The organism is Vibrio sp. E150_011 (assembly GCF_053544015.1).
In genome coordinates this window covers 208,335-223,349 of sequence record NZ_JBHFOL010000005.1, presented here as the reverse complement: position 1 = coordinate 223,349, position 15,015 = coordinate 208,335, and the positions used below count along the sequence as shown (strand labels likewise).

Annotated in this window: 16 protein-coding genes; 6 read left to right on the top strand and 10 right to left on the bottom strand. The window is 41.8% G+C overall.

Features of this window, described 5'->3' with window-relative positions; genetic code table 11:
* Positions 1-244 precede the first annotated feature (244 nt).
* Positions 245-1,477, bottom strand: a complete 1,233-nt coding sequence (locus tag ACE1OE_RS10945; protein ID WP_102469176.1) for a DUF819 family protein — start codon at positions 1,475-1,477, stop codon at positions 245-247.
* A 596-nt stretch (positions 1,478-2,073) separates the two neighbouring features.
* Here ACE1OE_RS10945 and ACE1OE_RS10940 point away from each other — a divergent pair.
* Entirely contained in the window at positions 2,074-2,262 is a 189-nt protein-coding gene (locus tag ACE1OE_RS10940; RefSeq protein WP_102469177.1) for a hypothetical protein, read from the top strand.
* Positions 2,263-2,547: 285 nt separating this feature from the next.
* On the opposite strand, the gene ACE1OE_RS10935 is transcribed toward ACE1OE_RS10940, so the two are convergent.
* Positions 2,548-2,841 carry a YkgJ family cysteine cluster protein gene (locus tag ACE1OE_RS10935; RefSeq protein WP_449211046.1) on the bottom strand — a complete coding sequence of 98 codons (294 nt, stop codon included), beginning with the start codon at positions 2,839-2,841 and terminating at the stop codon, positions 2,548-2,550.
* A gap of 384 nt (positions 2,842-3,225) precedes the next feature.
* Between ACE1OE_RS10935 and ACE1OE_RS10930 the strand changes: the two genes are divergently transcribed.
* Entirely contained in the window at positions 3,226-3,558 is a 333-nt protein-coding gene (locus ACE1OE_RS10930; protein WP_102469179.1) for a PBPRA1643 family SWIM/SEC-C metal-binding motif protein, read from the top strand.
* Positions 3,559-3,764: 206 nt separating this feature from the next.
* Here ACE1OE_RS10930 and ACE1OE_RS10925 read toward each other — a convergent pair whose 3' ends face one another.
* The 3 genes from ACE1OE_RS10925 to ACE1OE_RS10915 form a co-directional block, all read right to left on the bottom strand.
* Complete coding sequence (locus ACE1OE_RS10925) at positions 3,765-4,349, bottom strand: uracil-DNA glycosylase family protein (RefSeq protein WP_449211045.1); 585 nt, start codon at positions 4,347-4,349, stop codon at positions 3,765-3,767.
* Positions 4,350-5,404: 1,055 nt separating this feature from the next.
* On the bottom strand, positions 5,405-5,803 hold the full coding sequence (locus ACE1OE_RS10920) for an SAM-dependent methyltransferase (RefSeq protein ID WP_449211044.1): 399 nt from the start codon (positions 5,801-5,803) through the stop codon (positions 5,405-5,407).
* Positions 5,804-5,811: 8 nt separating this feature from the next.
* Positions 5,812-6,702: a DMT family transporter gene (locus ACE1OE_RS10915; protein ID WP_449211043.1), complete on the bottom strand. Its 891-nt coding sequence runs from the start codon at positions 6,700-6,702 to the stop codon at positions 5,812-5,814.
* Between the two features lie 105 nt (positions 6,703-6,807).
* Here ACE1OE_RS10915 and ACE1OE_RS10910 point away from each other — a divergent pair, with 105 nt between their 5' ends.
* Positions 6,808-7,416, top strand: a complete 609-nt coding sequence (locus tag ACE1OE_RS10910) for a TetR/AcrR family transcriptional regulator (RefSeq protein ID WP_449211042.1) — start codon at positions 6,808-6,810, stop codon at positions 7,414-7,416.
* A 325-nt stretch (positions 7,417-7,741) separates the two neighbouring features.
* Here ACE1OE_RS10910 and ACE1OE_RS10905 read toward each other — a convergent pair whose 3' ends face one another.
* Positions 7,742-8,674, bottom strand: coding sequence for an SDR family NAD(P)-dependent oxidoreductase (locus ACE1OE_RS10905; protein ID WP_449211041.1), 933 nt, complete (start codon positions 8,672-8,674; stop codon positions 7,742-7,744).
* A gap of 77 nt (positions 8,675-8,751) precedes the next feature.
* Positions 8,752-9,417, bottom strand: coding sequence for a fibrobacter succinogenes major paralogous domain-containing protein (locus tag ACE1OE_RS10900; RefSeq protein WP_449211040.1), 666 nt, complete (start codon positions 9,415-9,417; stop codon positions 8,752-8,754).
* A 292-nt stretch (positions 9,418-9,709) separates the two neighbouring features.
* Here ACE1OE_RS10900 and ACE1OE_RS10895 point away from each other — a divergent pair, with 292 nt between their 5' ends.
* Complete coding sequence (locus ACE1OE_RS10895) at positions 9,710-10,882, top strand: alpha/beta hydrolase (protein ID WP_372061997.1); 1,173 nt, start codon at positions 9,710-9,712, stop codon at positions 10,880-10,882.
* A 31-nt stretch (positions 10,883-10,913) separates the two neighbouring features.
* Entirely contained in the window at positions 10,914-11,831 is a 918-nt protein-coding gene (locus ACE1OE_RS10890; RefSeq protein ID WP_449211039.1) for a helix-turn-helix domain-containing protein, read from the top strand.
* A gap of 502 nt (positions 11,832-12,333) precedes the next feature.
* Here the strand turns inward: ACE1OE_RS10890 and ACE1OE_RS10885 are convergent.
* Together ACE1OE_RS10885 and ACE1OE_RS10880 are read right to left on the bottom strand one after the other, a co-directional pair.
* Entirely contained in the window at positions 12,334-12,804 is a 471-nt protein-coding gene (locus ACE1OE_RS10885) for a pyrimidine dimer DNA glycosylase/endonuclease V (protein WP_102469181.1), read from the bottom strand.
* A 114-nt stretch (positions 12,805-12,918) separates the two neighbouring features.
* Positions 12,919-13,134, bottom strand: coding sequence for a TIGR02450 family Trp-rich protein (locus ACE1OE_RS10880; RefSeq protein WP_449211038.1), 216 nt, complete (start codon positions 13,132-13,134; stop codon positions 12,919-12,921).
* Between the two features lie 284 nt (positions 13,135-13,418).
* Between ACE1OE_RS10880 and ACE1OE_RS10875 the strand changes: the two genes are divergently transcribed.
* The gene (locus ACE1OE_RS10875) at positions 13,419-14,288 is read left to right on the top strand and encodes a polysaccharide lyase family 7 protein (protein WP_449211037.1); all 870 of its coding nucleotides are present in this window, start codon (positions 13,419-13,421) and stop codon (positions 14,286-14,288) included.
* A 94-nt stretch (positions 14,289-14,382) separates the two neighbouring features.
* Here ACE1OE_RS10875 and ACE1OE_RS10870 read toward each other — a convergent pair whose 3' ends face one another.
* Positions 14,383-14,796: an NUDIX hydrolase gene (locus tag ACE1OE_RS10870; RefSeq protein ID WP_102469183.1), complete on the bottom strand. Its 414-nt coding sequence runs from the start codon at positions 14,794-14,796 to the stop codon at positions 14,383-14,385.
* Between the last annotated feature and the right edge of the window lie 219 nt (positions 14,797-15,015).

The following is a 15,015-nucleotide window of genomic DNA, read 5'->3' as shown; positions in this document are numbered from 1 at the left end:
GGGTTAACTCAATACAGGTTAATTGGATACCGGTAGCGCTAGCAATAAGCTAAGTATTCTCTCTCAATTGAATAATTAATCAACCTTCAAACGACTATCAATCACAAATTGCTCATTGATTCTGCCACTTTTCGTTGAGACCTAAAACACTAGTTTCACGATCATAAAAGGGCAATACCAATGGTATTGCCCTTTAAAATCACGCAAAGCTGAGTATTACTTCACATCAAAGTGTAGAAAATAGTTATCCCACTACGCTGACTGCTGCTTGCATAATGATGCCGCAAATATACGCGCCATACGTTCCAAGAGCATAGCCAAGTACAGCCATCAAAATACCGACAGGTGCAAGTGCTGGATGGAAAGCAGCCGCGACGACAGGAGCAGAAGCTGCACCACCAACGTTGGCTTGACTACCCACTGCCATGAAGAACAACGGCGCACGTATCATTTTCGCTACAACAATCATCAGCACAGCATGAATCGTTAGCCAAGTGATACCGATAAAGAAGTAACCAGGGTTATCCAATATTGCCGTCACATCCATCTGCATACCAATCGTCGCGACTAGAATGTAAATAAACGCTGAACCAATTTTAGAAGCACCGGCGTGCTCCAATGTGCGAGCACCTTTAAAGGTCGAGGCAATCAACGCAAAGGTTGTCACTAGAACGATCAACCAGAAGAAGCCAGATGTTAAGCTGTATTTCGCTAATTCTGGTGCATTGATTTCAATCCAAGGTGCAATTAAGTCAGCAAAGAAGTGAGCCAAACCCGTTAGACCAAACGCAATCGCCACGACTTTCATCATATCGGTTGTCGTAATCGGTCGTGCATTCTCTTTCTCATAATGCGCAACGGTTTCTTTGAGTTCATCAATAGAAGTGGTATCGGCTTTCAACCATGCATCGACTTTCTTTTGACGGCCCGCCATGATGAGCAAAATTGCCATCCAGATATTAGCGCAGATAACATCAACCGTAATCATTGCAGAAAACAGCTTATCGTCGACTTCGAAGACTTCTTTCATCGCCGCTTGGTTTGCACCGCCGCCAATCCACGAACCGGCAACCGTAGTCAGGCCTCGCCATACATCACCGGCCACTAAGTCAGGGCTAATCGCGTTAATAATAAGTAGTGCAATTGGACCGCCGATAATAATACCGAGTGTCCCTGTCAAAAACATAATGATTGCCTTCGAACCGAGACCGAATATTTTTCTGAGGTCAGCCGACACAATCAATAGAACCAATGCACCTGGCAGCAGGTAACGACTGGCTACAAAATAGAGGTTAGAACTTGAACCATCGATCAAACCAGTGGTATTAAGCAACGACGGGATGAAATAGCACAGCAATAGGCCTGGGACAAAAGTGTAGAATTTTTTCCAAAACGGATTATTGCTGTTTTCAGTAATGAAAACGCCACCCAATATTAAGGCAAGCATCCCCATTATTACTGCATCATTTGTGATCATTGTTATAGCTCTCCATCTGTCATGTTGCTACGAACATCGTTTATCAATTGGCCGGAGACTATACATGCAAGGCCATTGTGCTACAAATTGTTACAATTTACCCTTAAAGAAATGATTCCCATTATGATCATCATAATTGCCAATACTAAAGCTCACTAGTTTTAGCACCGGACATCAAACGTCTTCCTCAATCTAACGAAGCTAAAATACCAAATAATCAGTACGTTAAATGTAGTGAATAAAATGGCGAACCCCATAAAGATAGGTTGCTAAGTCAGAAGGTCAAAAATTATAAATCGAGTCATTTTTGTAAAAAACAAGGCAAGTGATTATTATATGACCAATAAATTGATAGTGTTAATTTGATGTTCATCACATAAATCCTCACATTCATGGGCAAAATTTGACAGAAAACACGCCCAACACTGACGATTAATGACCTCATAACCTCAGTATGACAATCAAATACGTGCAAAACCCTAGCCTAAAATTGTCATCGTTCTTGAAATAAAGACACCACCAACACCGCACAACTGGATATTTATACAGCATCGACATATACTGGTATTGTATACAGTATTTAATGAGGTGTTGTTATGTTGCAAGAAAGACTAGAGCGTATCAATGAACTGCGTAAACAAGCGATGGCTGACCCTAACTTTGTGAAATCTGCGGAAGCACATAGACGAGCGATCATGACTGAATACCAAGACCACCACTACTCAGCGAATCAGAAACCGAAAACACTTTCAGAATTATACAGTCGTTATAAGAGTGACATCTAATGAACTCGCGAGTCTAGAGAGACGAGACGGGGTAATTTAAAAGGTATGATGGGCGTGATTAACGCCTTCTATGAGAGCGGTACTCTAACGCGTTTGTGTAAGCGCCTCATGCTAACAATAAGGTGTCTTCATCAAACGAACGTTAATAATAGAGAAGGTCAGCTGAAGCGACGAGTTTATTCGCGTATTCACTGCGAATCACTGAAACAGGTTAGCCAAAAAGTAGAAAAGTGAATGAGTGCCGATCGTACTCATTCACTTCATATCAACATGATATAAGCTTGGTTACATCTGTTCTGCTCGCTCAACCTTACATTCGTAAGAGGCCATTTCAAACTCTCTACATATCCATGGTCGAACTTCATAGATAGTGCACATATAGGTTTCGCGATCTAGTGCTGAACACCATCCATCGTCTAAACGGAGCATGGTTTCCCCACCCCATTTATCATAAGCAATGTGCTCTTCAGGAACGCCGGTGTCAGTAATTATCATCACTTCTAAACGACAGCAACAAGCATGACAATTTGAGCACGTCACTTCTGGTTCGTCGGTGATATTCTGTATTTCAATACTCATAGTATTCTGCAATCAATGATGATGCTGCATAATAACCTAAACTTTACGATTCGAACATTGAACCTTTCTACCTATTGTCGCTACAACGATGATGTTCACCGTTATTGAGATAACGTAACTGGTTATTAAATCACTTTCTTTATGTTTCAAGATACGCATATAAACTATCTTTATCATCTTAACCACCATTAACAAAGCCCGCTAAAAGTGCGCATGTCACGTCGCTCTGCCTTGATTAACAACAGGCTCTAAAAATTTAGTGCGTTTAGTGCTTTATCATTCGCGATGTGTTTTATCATTCGCGATAGTGCTTTATCAATCGCAATAGTTCGGTATAATCGCCGCCCTAACGATGTCACCCCACCACTTGTAAGTGAGTCTCCAATGTCAAAAATGTTTTTTAAAGGTCGCATAGACGCAAGACAAAGCCACGTAATGTCAGGTTACAACGTAAACCGTGACGTGAAAGCAGGCACAGAAGAAGCTCCAATTTCACTCGTGGTTACCTCAGCAGAACGCAAAGATGAAATTGAGGCTCAACTCGCAGAGCACAAAATCATCGCAAATATTACGGTTGATGCCTCTCAAGACGAAAACATCATTGAACTTGAAACGCTACTTAATAAGCCAAAGACAACGACGTTTGAAAAAACGCCAAATCGGAATGACCCTTGTCTTTGTGGCAGCGGCAAAAAGTATAAAAAGTGCTGCGCATAATACGCTGCACCCATAAAAAAACCGCCGACGGCGGTTTTTTTATGGGTGGTATTAAAGCCAGTCTGTTTTAACTTCAGCGAGTTAAAATAGATGTCACAGGGAACCTGTATTGGCACAGGTATACCACCAGCACATCCAATATCGTCGAGAACCTAACAGCCTGTCACCAGTTTTTCTCAAGCATACAAGCACAACATTAGTATTTGCTACGAGTTAGAAAGCACTTGAGATACGCGTTTTTTCAACATGGGTACTACGGTTTCTTCAAACCAAGGGTTACGCTTTAACCAGCGATTATTTCTCGGACTTGGATGAGGTAGCGGGATAATATGTGGTCCATATTCCTCCCAGCGCTGAACGTTCTCAGTTAAAGTATTACTTTGCTTGGGAAGGTGAAAGGCCATCGCATATTGCCCAATAACAAGGGTTAGCTGAATGTTAGGTAATGATGCTAAAACCTGATCTCGCCACTTTAAAGCACATTCGGGTCTCGGTGGGAGATCGCCTGATTTACCCGTTCCGGGGTAACAAAAACCCATAGGAACAATAGCCATCTGTTTTGGATCATAGAATGTCTCTTTTGACACCCCCATCCACTCTCTCAACCGATCACCACTTGGGTCATTAAATGGAACACCGGTTTCATGAACGCGTTTACCTGGTGCCTGCCCTGCTACAAGAATTCTTGATTCACTCGCCATTTGAACAACCGGCCTCGGTCCCAATGGCAATGATGCCGAGCACGTCGTGCACATCTTAATGTCGCTGAGCAGCGACTCGGTTAGATTCATTATGTCCCGTCTTATGCTAACTAACATTCAACCATGAAGTACGTATGTCCTTCATTCTTGCCTTTAATAGTAGCGATATAAATCATCAATAAATAGTGCGAAATGGGGAACAGAGGTCATTCACCAATGCTCTGCGATTATAATTACAACCGCCAATCCAATCATAGGACAGAATAGTTCGATCAGACATGTAGATTTTTCATGCCGTTTTAAGCCAGCATTGACAATACTAAGACTTGATCATGTTTAGGTGTATCAAGAATACCAAGCCTAAGAAGATGGTTTGAAGAGCGATAACCTAAAAGCCCTGTGTCCACAAATTACAATACCCGTCATCCCCTTGAAAAAGGGGATCTTCATCAGCACGTGGTGAACCTATTCCGGTGTAACTCATTTCTATTTAAGTGAATCACACGCTTTGGGCGATCCTCATCGGCACGAGGATGACGGCCTAATTGAGATGGTTTGAAGAATGATAAGCTAAAAGCCCTGTGCCCACAAATTACAATATCCGTCATCCCCTTGAAAAAGGGGGATCTTCATCAGCGCGTGGGGAACCTACTCCGGTGCGATTCATTTCTATTTAAGTGAATCACATGCTTTAGGCAGATCCTCTTCTGTAAGAGGATGACTGCCTAATAGATCTAGTTTGAAGAGCGATAACCTAAAAGCCCTGTGTCCACAAATTACAATACCCGTCATCCCCTTGAAAAAGGGGATCTTCATCAGCGCGTGGGGAACCTACTCCGGTGCGATTCATTTCTATTTAAATGAATCACACGCTTTAAGCAGATCCTCTTCTGTACGAGGATGCCAGCCTAATAAAGATGGTTTGAAGAGCGATAAGCGAAAAGCCCTGTGTCCACAAATTACAATACCCGTCATCTCCTTGGAAAAGGGGATCTTCATCAGCGCGTGGGGAACCTACCCCGGTGCGATTCATTTCTGTTTAAGTGAAACACACGCTTTGGACGCTCCTCGTCGGCACGAAGATGACGGCCTAATTGAGGTGGCTTGAAGAGCGATAAGCTAAAAGGTCTCTGTCCACAAACGAGTCAGTTTACGTTTTCTCTGTAGATTGCAGGTTTAATATCAATCAGAGCTGTATTGTCTAAACAATCGAGCCCTTTCACAGTAATGATGCCATTTTGAATCGACTCTATTGGCAGCACGGCGGCACCTATCGGATTAGGCCGATGGGGAGTTCGCAGCGAAAAGGTACCTTTATTAATGCCTTTTTTTCCAGCTTGAACCAGTAAATCACGCTGCGCGCCCTCTAACCAATAAAGCACAAGAATATACTCTCCTACTGCCAACCCATTTAACCCCTGTTTGTAATTGTCAGATAGCACTATTTGGCAAGTTGGGCCGTCAAATTGAATGTTATGCGGGCACTCATCAATCGAAGTATAAGGCGTTCGAATGTTGCCAATGGTGATCAGTGTCGGTGTCATAAATACTCCTAATTATTTTCATTGTTGATGGTGATAAATGTATAGCTGATAATGGCCACAAGAATAACAGCGCCACCTACCAAGCTTGTCAAAGCGGGGGTCTCAGCGAAGATTAAGAACGCCCACACTGGTGCTAGTACCGTTTCTAACATCAATGTCATTGATACCTCGGCGGCGGTGATATACCGGGTAGCCACCATAGACATGACTCTGCCTAATGGCGCGGTAAACAACCCCATTGCAGCCATGACCAACCATGTACTCGCACTGTAACTGCTTGGTTCAGCAAGAAATGACATGGCAATGGCTAGCAAGAGGCTTCCCAAAGCAACACTCGCTAATCTGCTGACATCTTGATACTTACGCAATAAAGTAAACATGAGGGAAAGGCAGACAACAGAAAACATGGCTAGCAGGTCTCCGATTAAGTGACCTGAGCCCAATGAACCCGAGACCACAATGCCAATACCAATCATTACGGCAATAATTGCGATAATGGTTGAACGATTGGTCTTTTCCCGAAGCAATAGCCAACTTAAAATGGCGGCAATAGCGGGCGATGCACTAAGAATGACGAACGTATTAGTGATTGACGTGGTTTTAACGCTCAATACTAACCCTGTAGCACTACCTAACATTAAAAAGCTTGAAACAAGTAATGGCCATCCACTTTGTTTGACGGCTTGTTTAATACCTCTCTTATCTTTTACTTTCAGTAGAATAGACATTGATATCGCACTGAATAGACCAAACAGAAAAGCCGTGTCGTAACCACTTACCCCAGAAAACCGGATAAATATTGGATCAATACTCATCAATACAGCGCCGAGCACTGCAATCGTAAAACCCGCCGTTCGACTATTATTTGCTTGAAAAAAAGAGTGTGTTTTGGGACTCATAAATGTACACCACTATAAAATCATACTCGATAGTATGATTTTATAGTGGTAGAGTGTCAACATAAATCATACCCGCAAGTATGCTTTTATTATTTGGAGTAGATAATGAGCAAAATTGAACAAAACAGAGAAAAGAAGAAACAAGCCATATTAGTTGCTGCAAAAGTGAATTTTTTATCAGAGGGCTATACCGCTGCTAGCATGGATACCATTGCGGCCGAGGCGAAATTGACCAAGCAAACTCTCTATCGTTACTACCCATCTAAGTTTGAGTTGTTTCAAGCAACATTAGAGAAAATTGGTGAGAACTTTAGTGACAAATATCTACAACATTTATCCCTAGAAAATAGCCGTGATGCTTTGATAGCGTTCGCTAAAGAGTTTATGACATTTCATTTATCAAAAGAGCATATTGCCACCCAGCGACTATTAATCTCAGAGTCGACTCAAGCTCCTGAAGTAGTGGATATATTCATGAAGACAGGGGCGGATAATACTAACCGTGTGTTGCGAGAGTTTTTTGTTGAACGGTATGATTTACCACAACCAGATTCCAAAATTCACTTGTGGATTGGAATGTTACTCGCACCACGATCAGCTGCACTACTAGGATTATCAACTTTCAGCGCTGAGCAAATTAATCAGCATGCTGTGGAAGCGACGGATTTATTGTTATGCGGTCTTTCATTAGACACTACAGCCCAAACGAAATGACAACTTTGTATAGGTGATTCAAATTAAGCACTTATCTCTGCCAGCAAAATATTAATCTCGTTCTGTCCAGAGACGTATTGGCGAGCGTTGTAACTCGCCTTTGCCCCATCATGGTTTACGCTTCAAGCCCGAGAAATCATGTTCAAGTCTCTTTAATATAGAAAAACTAATAAGTGGCAAATAGCAGAACCAACTCATTTATCTCATTAATAGTGCTATGTCGGCCAAAAAAATCTCTATCAAGTTGATCGCTATTCAAATGATTTTATTCGGCCTTATACTTTCGGTGTTCACGCCATGGTCAACACCAAAGAAAACAATGACACTACTCTTTTAAAAACTGATTGATGACGGTATTCGCGTTGTCTTGTGCTGATTGGCTACCTATAATTTCAGGCCAGTGGTCTACCTGATTCGCCAGTGGACCTGTCAACCCTTTCTTACTTCCCCACCAAGCACCTGTCTTAAATTCATCGCTGTTTAACAGCACATCAACGTAACGTTTAGCTCCCACATCCACAGTGTGTGCCTTACCAAGCTTCTGCATAACCCACATTGCTGAATCCATGATCCATCTTTGATGCCAAGGTAGTGACGCCGTACCAGAAGTACCACGTGCCATGCCAGGGTCAACAGTAATAAACCTTTTATCTGTATGCTCCCGTGCCATACTCATTGTCCATAATGCTCCCATGAGTTTCACAGCGCCATAAATATCCGTATAGGTTTTGTTTTCAGCAAACTTTTCACCGTTGATCACGCTTGTCCACTCTTCAATCGAACCTTCTTTAATGGGTGGTCGACTAGCACCGACTTCAGGCGCTCCTCTCGCAGCAAAGCTTGCTACGTACATAACTGATCCACCAGAGGAGAGTTTATTGTTTCTAATCAGGTGATTAGTAAAATGGACATGTCCTAAAACATTGATCGCAAAAATAAACATCACACCATCTTTAGTGAGCTGAGTTGGCATCGTTCCTCCACCACCTCCAGCGTTTAAGATGATTGCATCTACTGGGGTATCAAGGCTGTCAGCAGCTTGACGACATGACTCAACGTTTCCAACATCAACAATTAAGATCTCAAAAATCTTCTTACCTGTTGAGTCTTCTAATTGGCGAAGCGCCTCTTCAGCACGACTTTTATCACGGCATGCTAATATTATTCTCGAAATGCCGGCTTTTTCGGCCAATTGTCGTGCGGCTTCAAATCCAAGTCCGGAGTTTGCACCTGTTATTAAAACGGAAGAATAGCTCATAGTATTTACCAAAAATTAAAAGTGTCAAAATGGCGCAAGGCCATGAATTAATCGTTAATGTGTTTTGAAAACTATCCTTATATCTTTACGCACCGAACGGAAAACATGTAATCCTTGGTACTTGTAGCTCGGCGGATTTCGCCTTTATGTGCATTCCACCAAGAGTAAGCAAGGGTTCGAATAATGGCTTTTTGGTCAGTTGAAGCGCTCGCTGTCCAAAATTCAGTGTAAGCACCTTGAGTGATGTAGAACCCATTCCACTTCACTCCGGCAGGTCGAGCAAAAAATCGGTGTTTATTTACGATTGATGGGTCAAACTTCTTAAATAGGCCATCGTTTTGGGATTCTTTGAGTTGAACACCAAGGTTTTGCTTACCGCCACGCCAACCATCTTGGTTAATTTCTTCTTCGGACATGCCTATATTACGCTCTAATTGCTTCCAATCATCATCGGTTGCTACACGCCAACCAACAGGGCACAGGTTTCGCTGATCAGAAACATCATGCCAATCGTACAGCCTGCCATATTTCAATAAGTTATCTGGTTCATCTTTAGGGATAACCCCGGTTCCTACAGCAGAACCGTCTTGAAATGTGGTACTCCTAAGACCTTCTGCTAGCCAGGTTTGATCGCCAATGATGACAGTACGGTAGATATTACCTTCAACATCTTGAACCGTATCTTCTAGTTGATGTAACTCTTGATTCATGTCGTTAGCTAATGAAACTGATGCGGAAACCATGCAGACTCCTATGGATAAGATGTACTTCTTCATTATTTAGCCCCTCAGTATCAACCTAATACTTAAGGCTGCTGTAAATATGTCCAAAGTGTAGCCTGTCACCCTTTCATAAACTTATACATTTCCACAATTGTTATAACTGGCTTGTAAGTTCCATTTAATCAAAGCTTTAGTGATTTTCCTGCGATTTCAAGACTCATAACTTGTTGGGATATGAATAAGTTTTGATTGGTCGTTTCACTTAGAATTCCTTTATGCGTTGTAACTAGGAACAACAGAGGATCACCTAGCGATGAAAATCATTAAGTCTTCATTGACTTTACTTTTAGCGACTTTATTCATGATTATCGGTGGCTGTTCCAGCCACGATATCTCCCGTGAGCCACTGTATGAATCAAAGCAGTACTACAACTACTTGCAGCCGACTTTTGACCAATATGTGGAAACGACAACAGAGTGGTTAAAGGAAAATAGAACTTTTATCACTGAGCATGAGCAACAAACAACTGAGCTAGCGATGAACGCACCTTACACAAAGGGTGATCCAAACTCGAATAAAGCGATCTTGCTTGCACATGGTCTTGGTGACTCGCCTTTTAGTTTCACTGATATTTCAGATTCTCTCGCTGAGCAAGGGTTCTATGTGCAAGTTGTGTTATTGCCAGGTCACGGCAGTAACCCTAGACACATGGAAATGGTGAAATATCAAGATTGGCAAATATTGATTGATCATTATGCCCAGCAGTTAAAACAACAATACGAAGAAGTTTGGCTTGGAGGTTTCTCCACGGGTGGTAACTTAGTTTCTATTCATGCATTAGAAAAACAGGGCGTTAATGGCTTAATGTTATTTTCGCCAGGGTTTAAAACGACAACACCAATACTAGAAAAATTAACCCCGTTAGCAGCAATCTTTACTGAAGGTTGGTTCACTGAGGAGAGTAACCTTGCCAAGTATAACTCTGGCCTTCTTGTCAGTGCATTAGCCTACTCAGAAAGTGCTAAGGTGTTCCGCGAAAAAGTCGCTGATCAAAAACTGGATATTCCCGTTTTGTTAGTCATATCAGAGGCTGATAGTGTGATTGATGCGAATGCTCTAAATAAATACTTTGACCGTCATTTTACTCACTCTAAAAGTAAACTGGTTTGGTATGGCCAGAACCGAGACTTTACTCTGCCAGCTAAAGTAGAAAATTACTCGATGCAAAGAGATGACCTTAGAATTAGTACTGCTTCTCACATGAGCCCTTTATTTGCCCCCGATAACAGCTACTATGGACAGTATGGGGAGAAGATAATCTGCGAAAATAGTATGAGCACTTCTGATGTAGAAGCGTGCACTCAAGGTGAGCAAACTTGGTTTTCAGCATGGGGTTACAAAGAAGCTGACCGTATTCATGCTCGTCTAACTTGGAACCCTTATTACGCCGAATTGGAAAAGACGATGAAAACTATCGCCCTATAGCTCGATTAGATAAATATTAGAGAGTAGAAAAATGACCAATACACTGCATATCACTACTATTTCGGAGCTGCATGCTGCATTAGGGCTGGATGCACCCGCTCACCCGCAGGTGAGCTTTTTCCATCCATCCCAAGTTAAGCAAGGAATTACAGATACCGTCAAAATCTGTTTTGATCTCTATCTGATTTCTTTAAAAGATTCTGCTCATTGCACGGTTGGCTATGGTCATACAACCTATGACTTTGATATTGGGACGATGACCTTTTTTGCTCCAGGGCAGGAAGTGACTATAGAAGCAACGAAGCCGGTAGAAGACTCCTTAGGTTGGACTATTGCTTTTCATCCTCAACTGATTAAAAGGTCAGACCTTGGCAGTAAAATGTCACAATTTACCTTCTTCGAATATCAAAATAATGAAGCGTTGCATCTATCTGAGCGTGAGCGTGTGATGGTCACTGATATTGCTTCTAGTATCGGTAATGAAACTGAAATGAATATGGATAAGCATACCCAATCGTTAATATGCTCTAGCATAGAGTTGCTGTTGAAATATTGTTCAAGATTTTATGATCGCCAATTCATCGTGCGTGGGGATTTTAATCACGATTACATGAGGCGATTTAATCAGTTCTTAGATTCATATTACCAAGGAGATAAGCCTTTTGAGCAAGGTATTCCAACCGTTCAGTACTGTGGTAAAGAGATTGGTTTGTCCCCTTATTACTTAAGTGATCTACTAAAAAAAGAAACCGGAAAGACAGCTTTAGAGCATATACACCTATTTTTAATAGAGCGAGCAAAGAGCCAGATTTTAGATACCAGCGACAGCATTACTCACATAGCCTATGAGTTGGGGTTTGAGTACCCACAAAATTTCTCAAAACTGTTCAAAGCAAAAACTGGAATAAGCCCACGGCAATTTCGAAATGACCCAACAGCAATACACTAGCAAGGTTTGGTTAGTCACTCCTAGAGCAGATGTATTTTCAATGATTCTAACGTTGTTGTTACTTGTAAGTAGTAACAAGCAACCAAATTGACAGACTTATAACGCAACCTTATTGGCGGGTAACAAGATTAAAATCAACGATTACTGTAGGCGTGCAGGTTTACTAATCAAACAACTGGCCCGACGATTCAATGGTTAGGGCAAGTTATCTGTCGGCAAGCGCATCATTAATCAGGGCTGGTCGTATTGTGAACCAATTTTGGTGTCATTCATTTGTATTTAAGTCAGTCACACGCTGATTAAGATCCTCGTTTGCACAAGGATGACGACCTAATTTGGATGGTTTGAAGAGCGGTAAGCAACATCGAAAGGGAAAAAAATAGTCTGGATCACCTGCCCGCTTAACTTGATACAGCGCTAAACCGATAAATCTTTACTGTAAATTATCAGACTTTACTGGAACCAAACAAACGTTATTGTCCTCCGACAAATTCGCATATATTCACTCCCCTAGAAACCATTGAGGTGGCGTACGTTTTGTCCACTTTGCAAATCTCGCCTTATCACCCAAATAAAAATTACGATACGCTTGTACGGGATCATCAATCACCTTGTAAGCATCAGGCATCGCTTGAGGAAAAGGGGTTAACCCAACAGCAGGGAAAGAGAATGCCGATATTTGGCTCAACACACTCATCGACTTATGGTCCACATCTTTATTGTACCGGAATCGATACTCATCATTCAGTGCAACGGTCAGTGATTTCAACCACAAGAAGTTGTCATAAGAAGCCTCAACCCACAGTACACTGGGATGTTTAACGTGAGTCGACTTGTACGGCGTCTCAAAGCCTTTCTTATTTAAAGCAGTACATAGGATTTGTACACTTTCTAAAATCATTTTAATGACATGCTGATCGCAATGATAGCGAGCACACCGGCTGACGTTTTCGTCTAGAACAAAAATGTTCATCTTTATCCCTCTTTCCCCAATATATCAATACTAGTATGACCCGTAACCGAACCGTTCCGCATTAATCACTAATACAAGCCCAGCATTTTGTTCATACCCAATCCAGCATACTGTTTACTTCCAACCCAACATCCAAGAGTCCTTGTCTTTCAATTCTCGCCAATCAATCGAAGCTAACCTTTTCGTCATCACCGCTTCGATGGCGCAGTGCACCACGACCCCTTCTTCAACTTCTAATTCAGTCACCATAAAGTGCTTTTCTCGGTTGATTGGGTTCAATGCAGTCCATTTACTATGCAATAATTTCTTGGGATTAATCTTATTGTTCATTACTTTATAGACCTCACAAACAAAGTTATATATCATCTTGATGGCTATCTACCCTACTTTTACGATCCTCCTTTCGTTATTGTTCACATTAATTTGTATTTTTATTCGTCTATTCTGAAAAGCATAAAACCAGCAAATAGGTAAGTCATAATTCATGCAAGAATGTTGGTTACTGTCAGACTGTGAGCCAAGCTAAATATCAGCTTTGTCTTGATTATATTATTATTGACTTATTGTATGGCAATTGACATATACTCTCGAAAAAACACAAGGGTACAACTGAAATGACCATTAAGAAATCAACGACACTCGGCCTTATCGGCTCTATTTGTATCGCGGGGAATGCTTACGCGCAGCTAGACATGAATGATGCATCAGAAAATCGAGGCATCCCTGCCGAGTACTCGCAATTTCAATCAATCCTAGCCGTATCTAAATTACAAATATCCGAGCCTCATGGTAAAAAAGGCAATCAGATTCAAGTCGCAGAAGACAGCAACTTTTCGAACATAGTTAATCAATATTTCTACGTTGATAAAGAAAGTGAAGCGTTCGTATTTAAAATGTTTGGTGATCATCGCCGAGCAGAGCTTAGAGTTCATGAAAATTTTCGCAGTGATCTGCCAAACACATTTTATCGCCTAAGCGCTAGCTTCAAACCTGTTGCTCCACAAGAGTCGATGAAAGATTCTGATATTACACAAAATGAAATCACGTATTTGCAAGTACACAACAAAGGTATGAATGACAATGGCGACGGTGGTATTCCCCACCCACTACTCCGAGTCGTTTGGAAACAAGATGCAAATGGTGTCATGGGGCATTACTGGGCCATCATCAAAGCAAATAGTCTGATTTGTAAGGGAGAGAGAGGCGCCGACAACATTGGCAAAGACGCATGCAAACCACAAAATGCTTACAAGCATTATGATTTAGGGATCGCAAGCGAGGAAAATGACACCGCATTTGATGTAATCGTTGGTAATCAAAAACTCGTTATTAACGTTGATGGTAAACAACAAGTAGACCATGACATATCATACTGGAAGCACCTACTAAGCTATTATAAAGCTGGGGTTTACAACCAGTTTTCTAATGGAGAGAGTCACGCTGAGTTCTCTAAACTCGAGTACTCTGTCGATCAAATTAAATAGTTTTAGTACGAAAAGTTAACGCAAGGCGATGTAATCTTTACGTACCGGACTTGCGAAAATCGCCGTCGACTACGCTGTCGACGGCAATGAGAGACTATGGCCGTTCTTTTGGTATCAGACCTTTCGTGACCAACCACTCCAACGTAACCATGGTCGCCAGTGAACAAATGGCTTTATCCGTTATATCAACATATCGAAACTCTTCAATTTCCATTGCCGGCTGCAATGCGCCAGTAAAGTCAGAGTAATAACAGGTCAGCTGCACTGTTACCCCCTTCGCTTTCCCATCCGCTTGGGCACTAAACGTCCCAGCATAATTTAACGATTGCGGGGTTAATTCCACCGAGAGTTCTTCTTGGATTTCGCGAATCAGGGCTTGCTCGTCCGTTTCTCCTTGTTCACGTTTACCACCAGGTAGATAAAACAAATGTTTACCTTTTGAGCGAACCGTTAGTAATTTTCCATCTTGAATATACACCCAAGCTAATTTATCAATCATGTTGTTCATTTATTCCCTCTGTCTAATTTGTAACCACGAGCATAATTTGCAGCCATGAATATACTATGCACCTTAAATAGCGAATTAACGCGATGGGCATCAGCGGACTGGCGATTAACAACACCCGCTCGGATTAAAAATACGCACTAGGGTTAACAATACGTACGGGCTGCTAAGCCATATCATCACCAGCGTACACTCATAAGACGACTCAGCTCTCATTTTTGA

Excerpts from the sequence above, each read along its gene's own strand:
- ACE1OE_RS10945 (WP_102469176.1), bottom strand. The coding sequence starts at position 1,477 with ATGATCACAAATGATGCAGTAATAATGGGGATGCTTGCCTTAATATTG.
- ACE1OE_RS10940 (WP_102469177.1), top strand. The coding sequence starts at position 2,074 with ATGTTGCAAGAAAGACTAGAGCGTATCAATGAACTGCGTAAACAAGCG.
- ACE1OE_RS10935 (WP_449211046.1), bottom strand. The coding sequence starts at position 2,841 with ATGAGTATTGAAATACAGAATATCACCGACGAACCAGAAGTGACGTGC.
- ACE1OE_RS10930 (WP_102469179.1), top strand. The coding sequence starts at position 3,226 with ATGTCAAAAATGTTTTTTAAAGGTCGCATAGACGCAAGACAAAGCCAC.
- ACE1OE_RS10925 (WP_449211045.1), bottom strand. The coding sequence starts at position 4,349 with ATGAATCTAACCGAGTCGCTGCTCAGCGACATTAAGATGTGCACGACG.
- ACE1OE_RS10920 (WP_449211044.1), bottom strand. The coding sequence starts at position 5,803 with ATGACACCGACACTGATCACCATTGGCAACATTCGAACGCCTTATACT.
- ACE1OE_RS10915 (WP_449211043.1), bottom strand. The coding sequence starts at position 6,702 with ATGAGTCCCAAAACACACTCTTTTTTTCAAGCAAATAATAGTCGAACG.
- ACE1OE_RS10910 (WP_449211042.1), top strand. The coding sequence starts at position 6,808 with ATGAGCAAAATTGAACAAAACAGAGAAAAGAAGAAACAAGCCATATTA.
- ACE1OE_RS10905 (WP_449211041.1), bottom strand. The coding sequence starts at position 8,674 with ATGAGCTATTCTTCCGTTTTAATAACAGGTGCAAACTCCGGACTTGGA.
- ACE1OE_RS10900 (WP_449211040.1), bottom strand. The coding sequence starts at position 9,417 with ATGGTTTCCGCATCAGTTTCATTAGCTAACGACATGAATCAAGAGTTA.
- ACE1OE_RS10895 (WP_372061997.1), top strand. The coding sequence starts at position 9,710 with ATGAAAATCATTAAGTCTTCATTGACTTTACTTTTAGCGACTTTATTC.
- ACE1OE_RS10890 (WP_449211039.1), top strand. The coding sequence starts at position 10,914 with ATGACCAATACACTGCATATCACTACTATTTCGGAGCTGCATGCTGCA.
- ACE1OE_RS10885 (WP_102469181.1), bottom strand. The coding sequence starts at position 12,804 with ATGAACATTTTTGTTCTAGACGAAAACGTCAGCCGGTGTGCTCGCTAT.
- ACE1OE_RS10880 (WP_449211038.1), bottom strand. The coding sequence starts at position 13,134 with ATGAACAATAAGATTAATCCCAAGAAATTATTGCATAGTAAATGGACT.
- ACE1OE_RS10875 (WP_449211037.1), top strand. The coding sequence starts at position 13,419 with ATGACCATTAAGAAATCAACGACACTCGGCCTTATCGGCTCTATTTGT.
- ACE1OE_RS10870 (WP_102469183.1), bottom strand. The coding sequence starts at position 14,796 with ATGAACAACATGATTGATAAATTAGCTTGGGTGTATATTCAAGATGGA.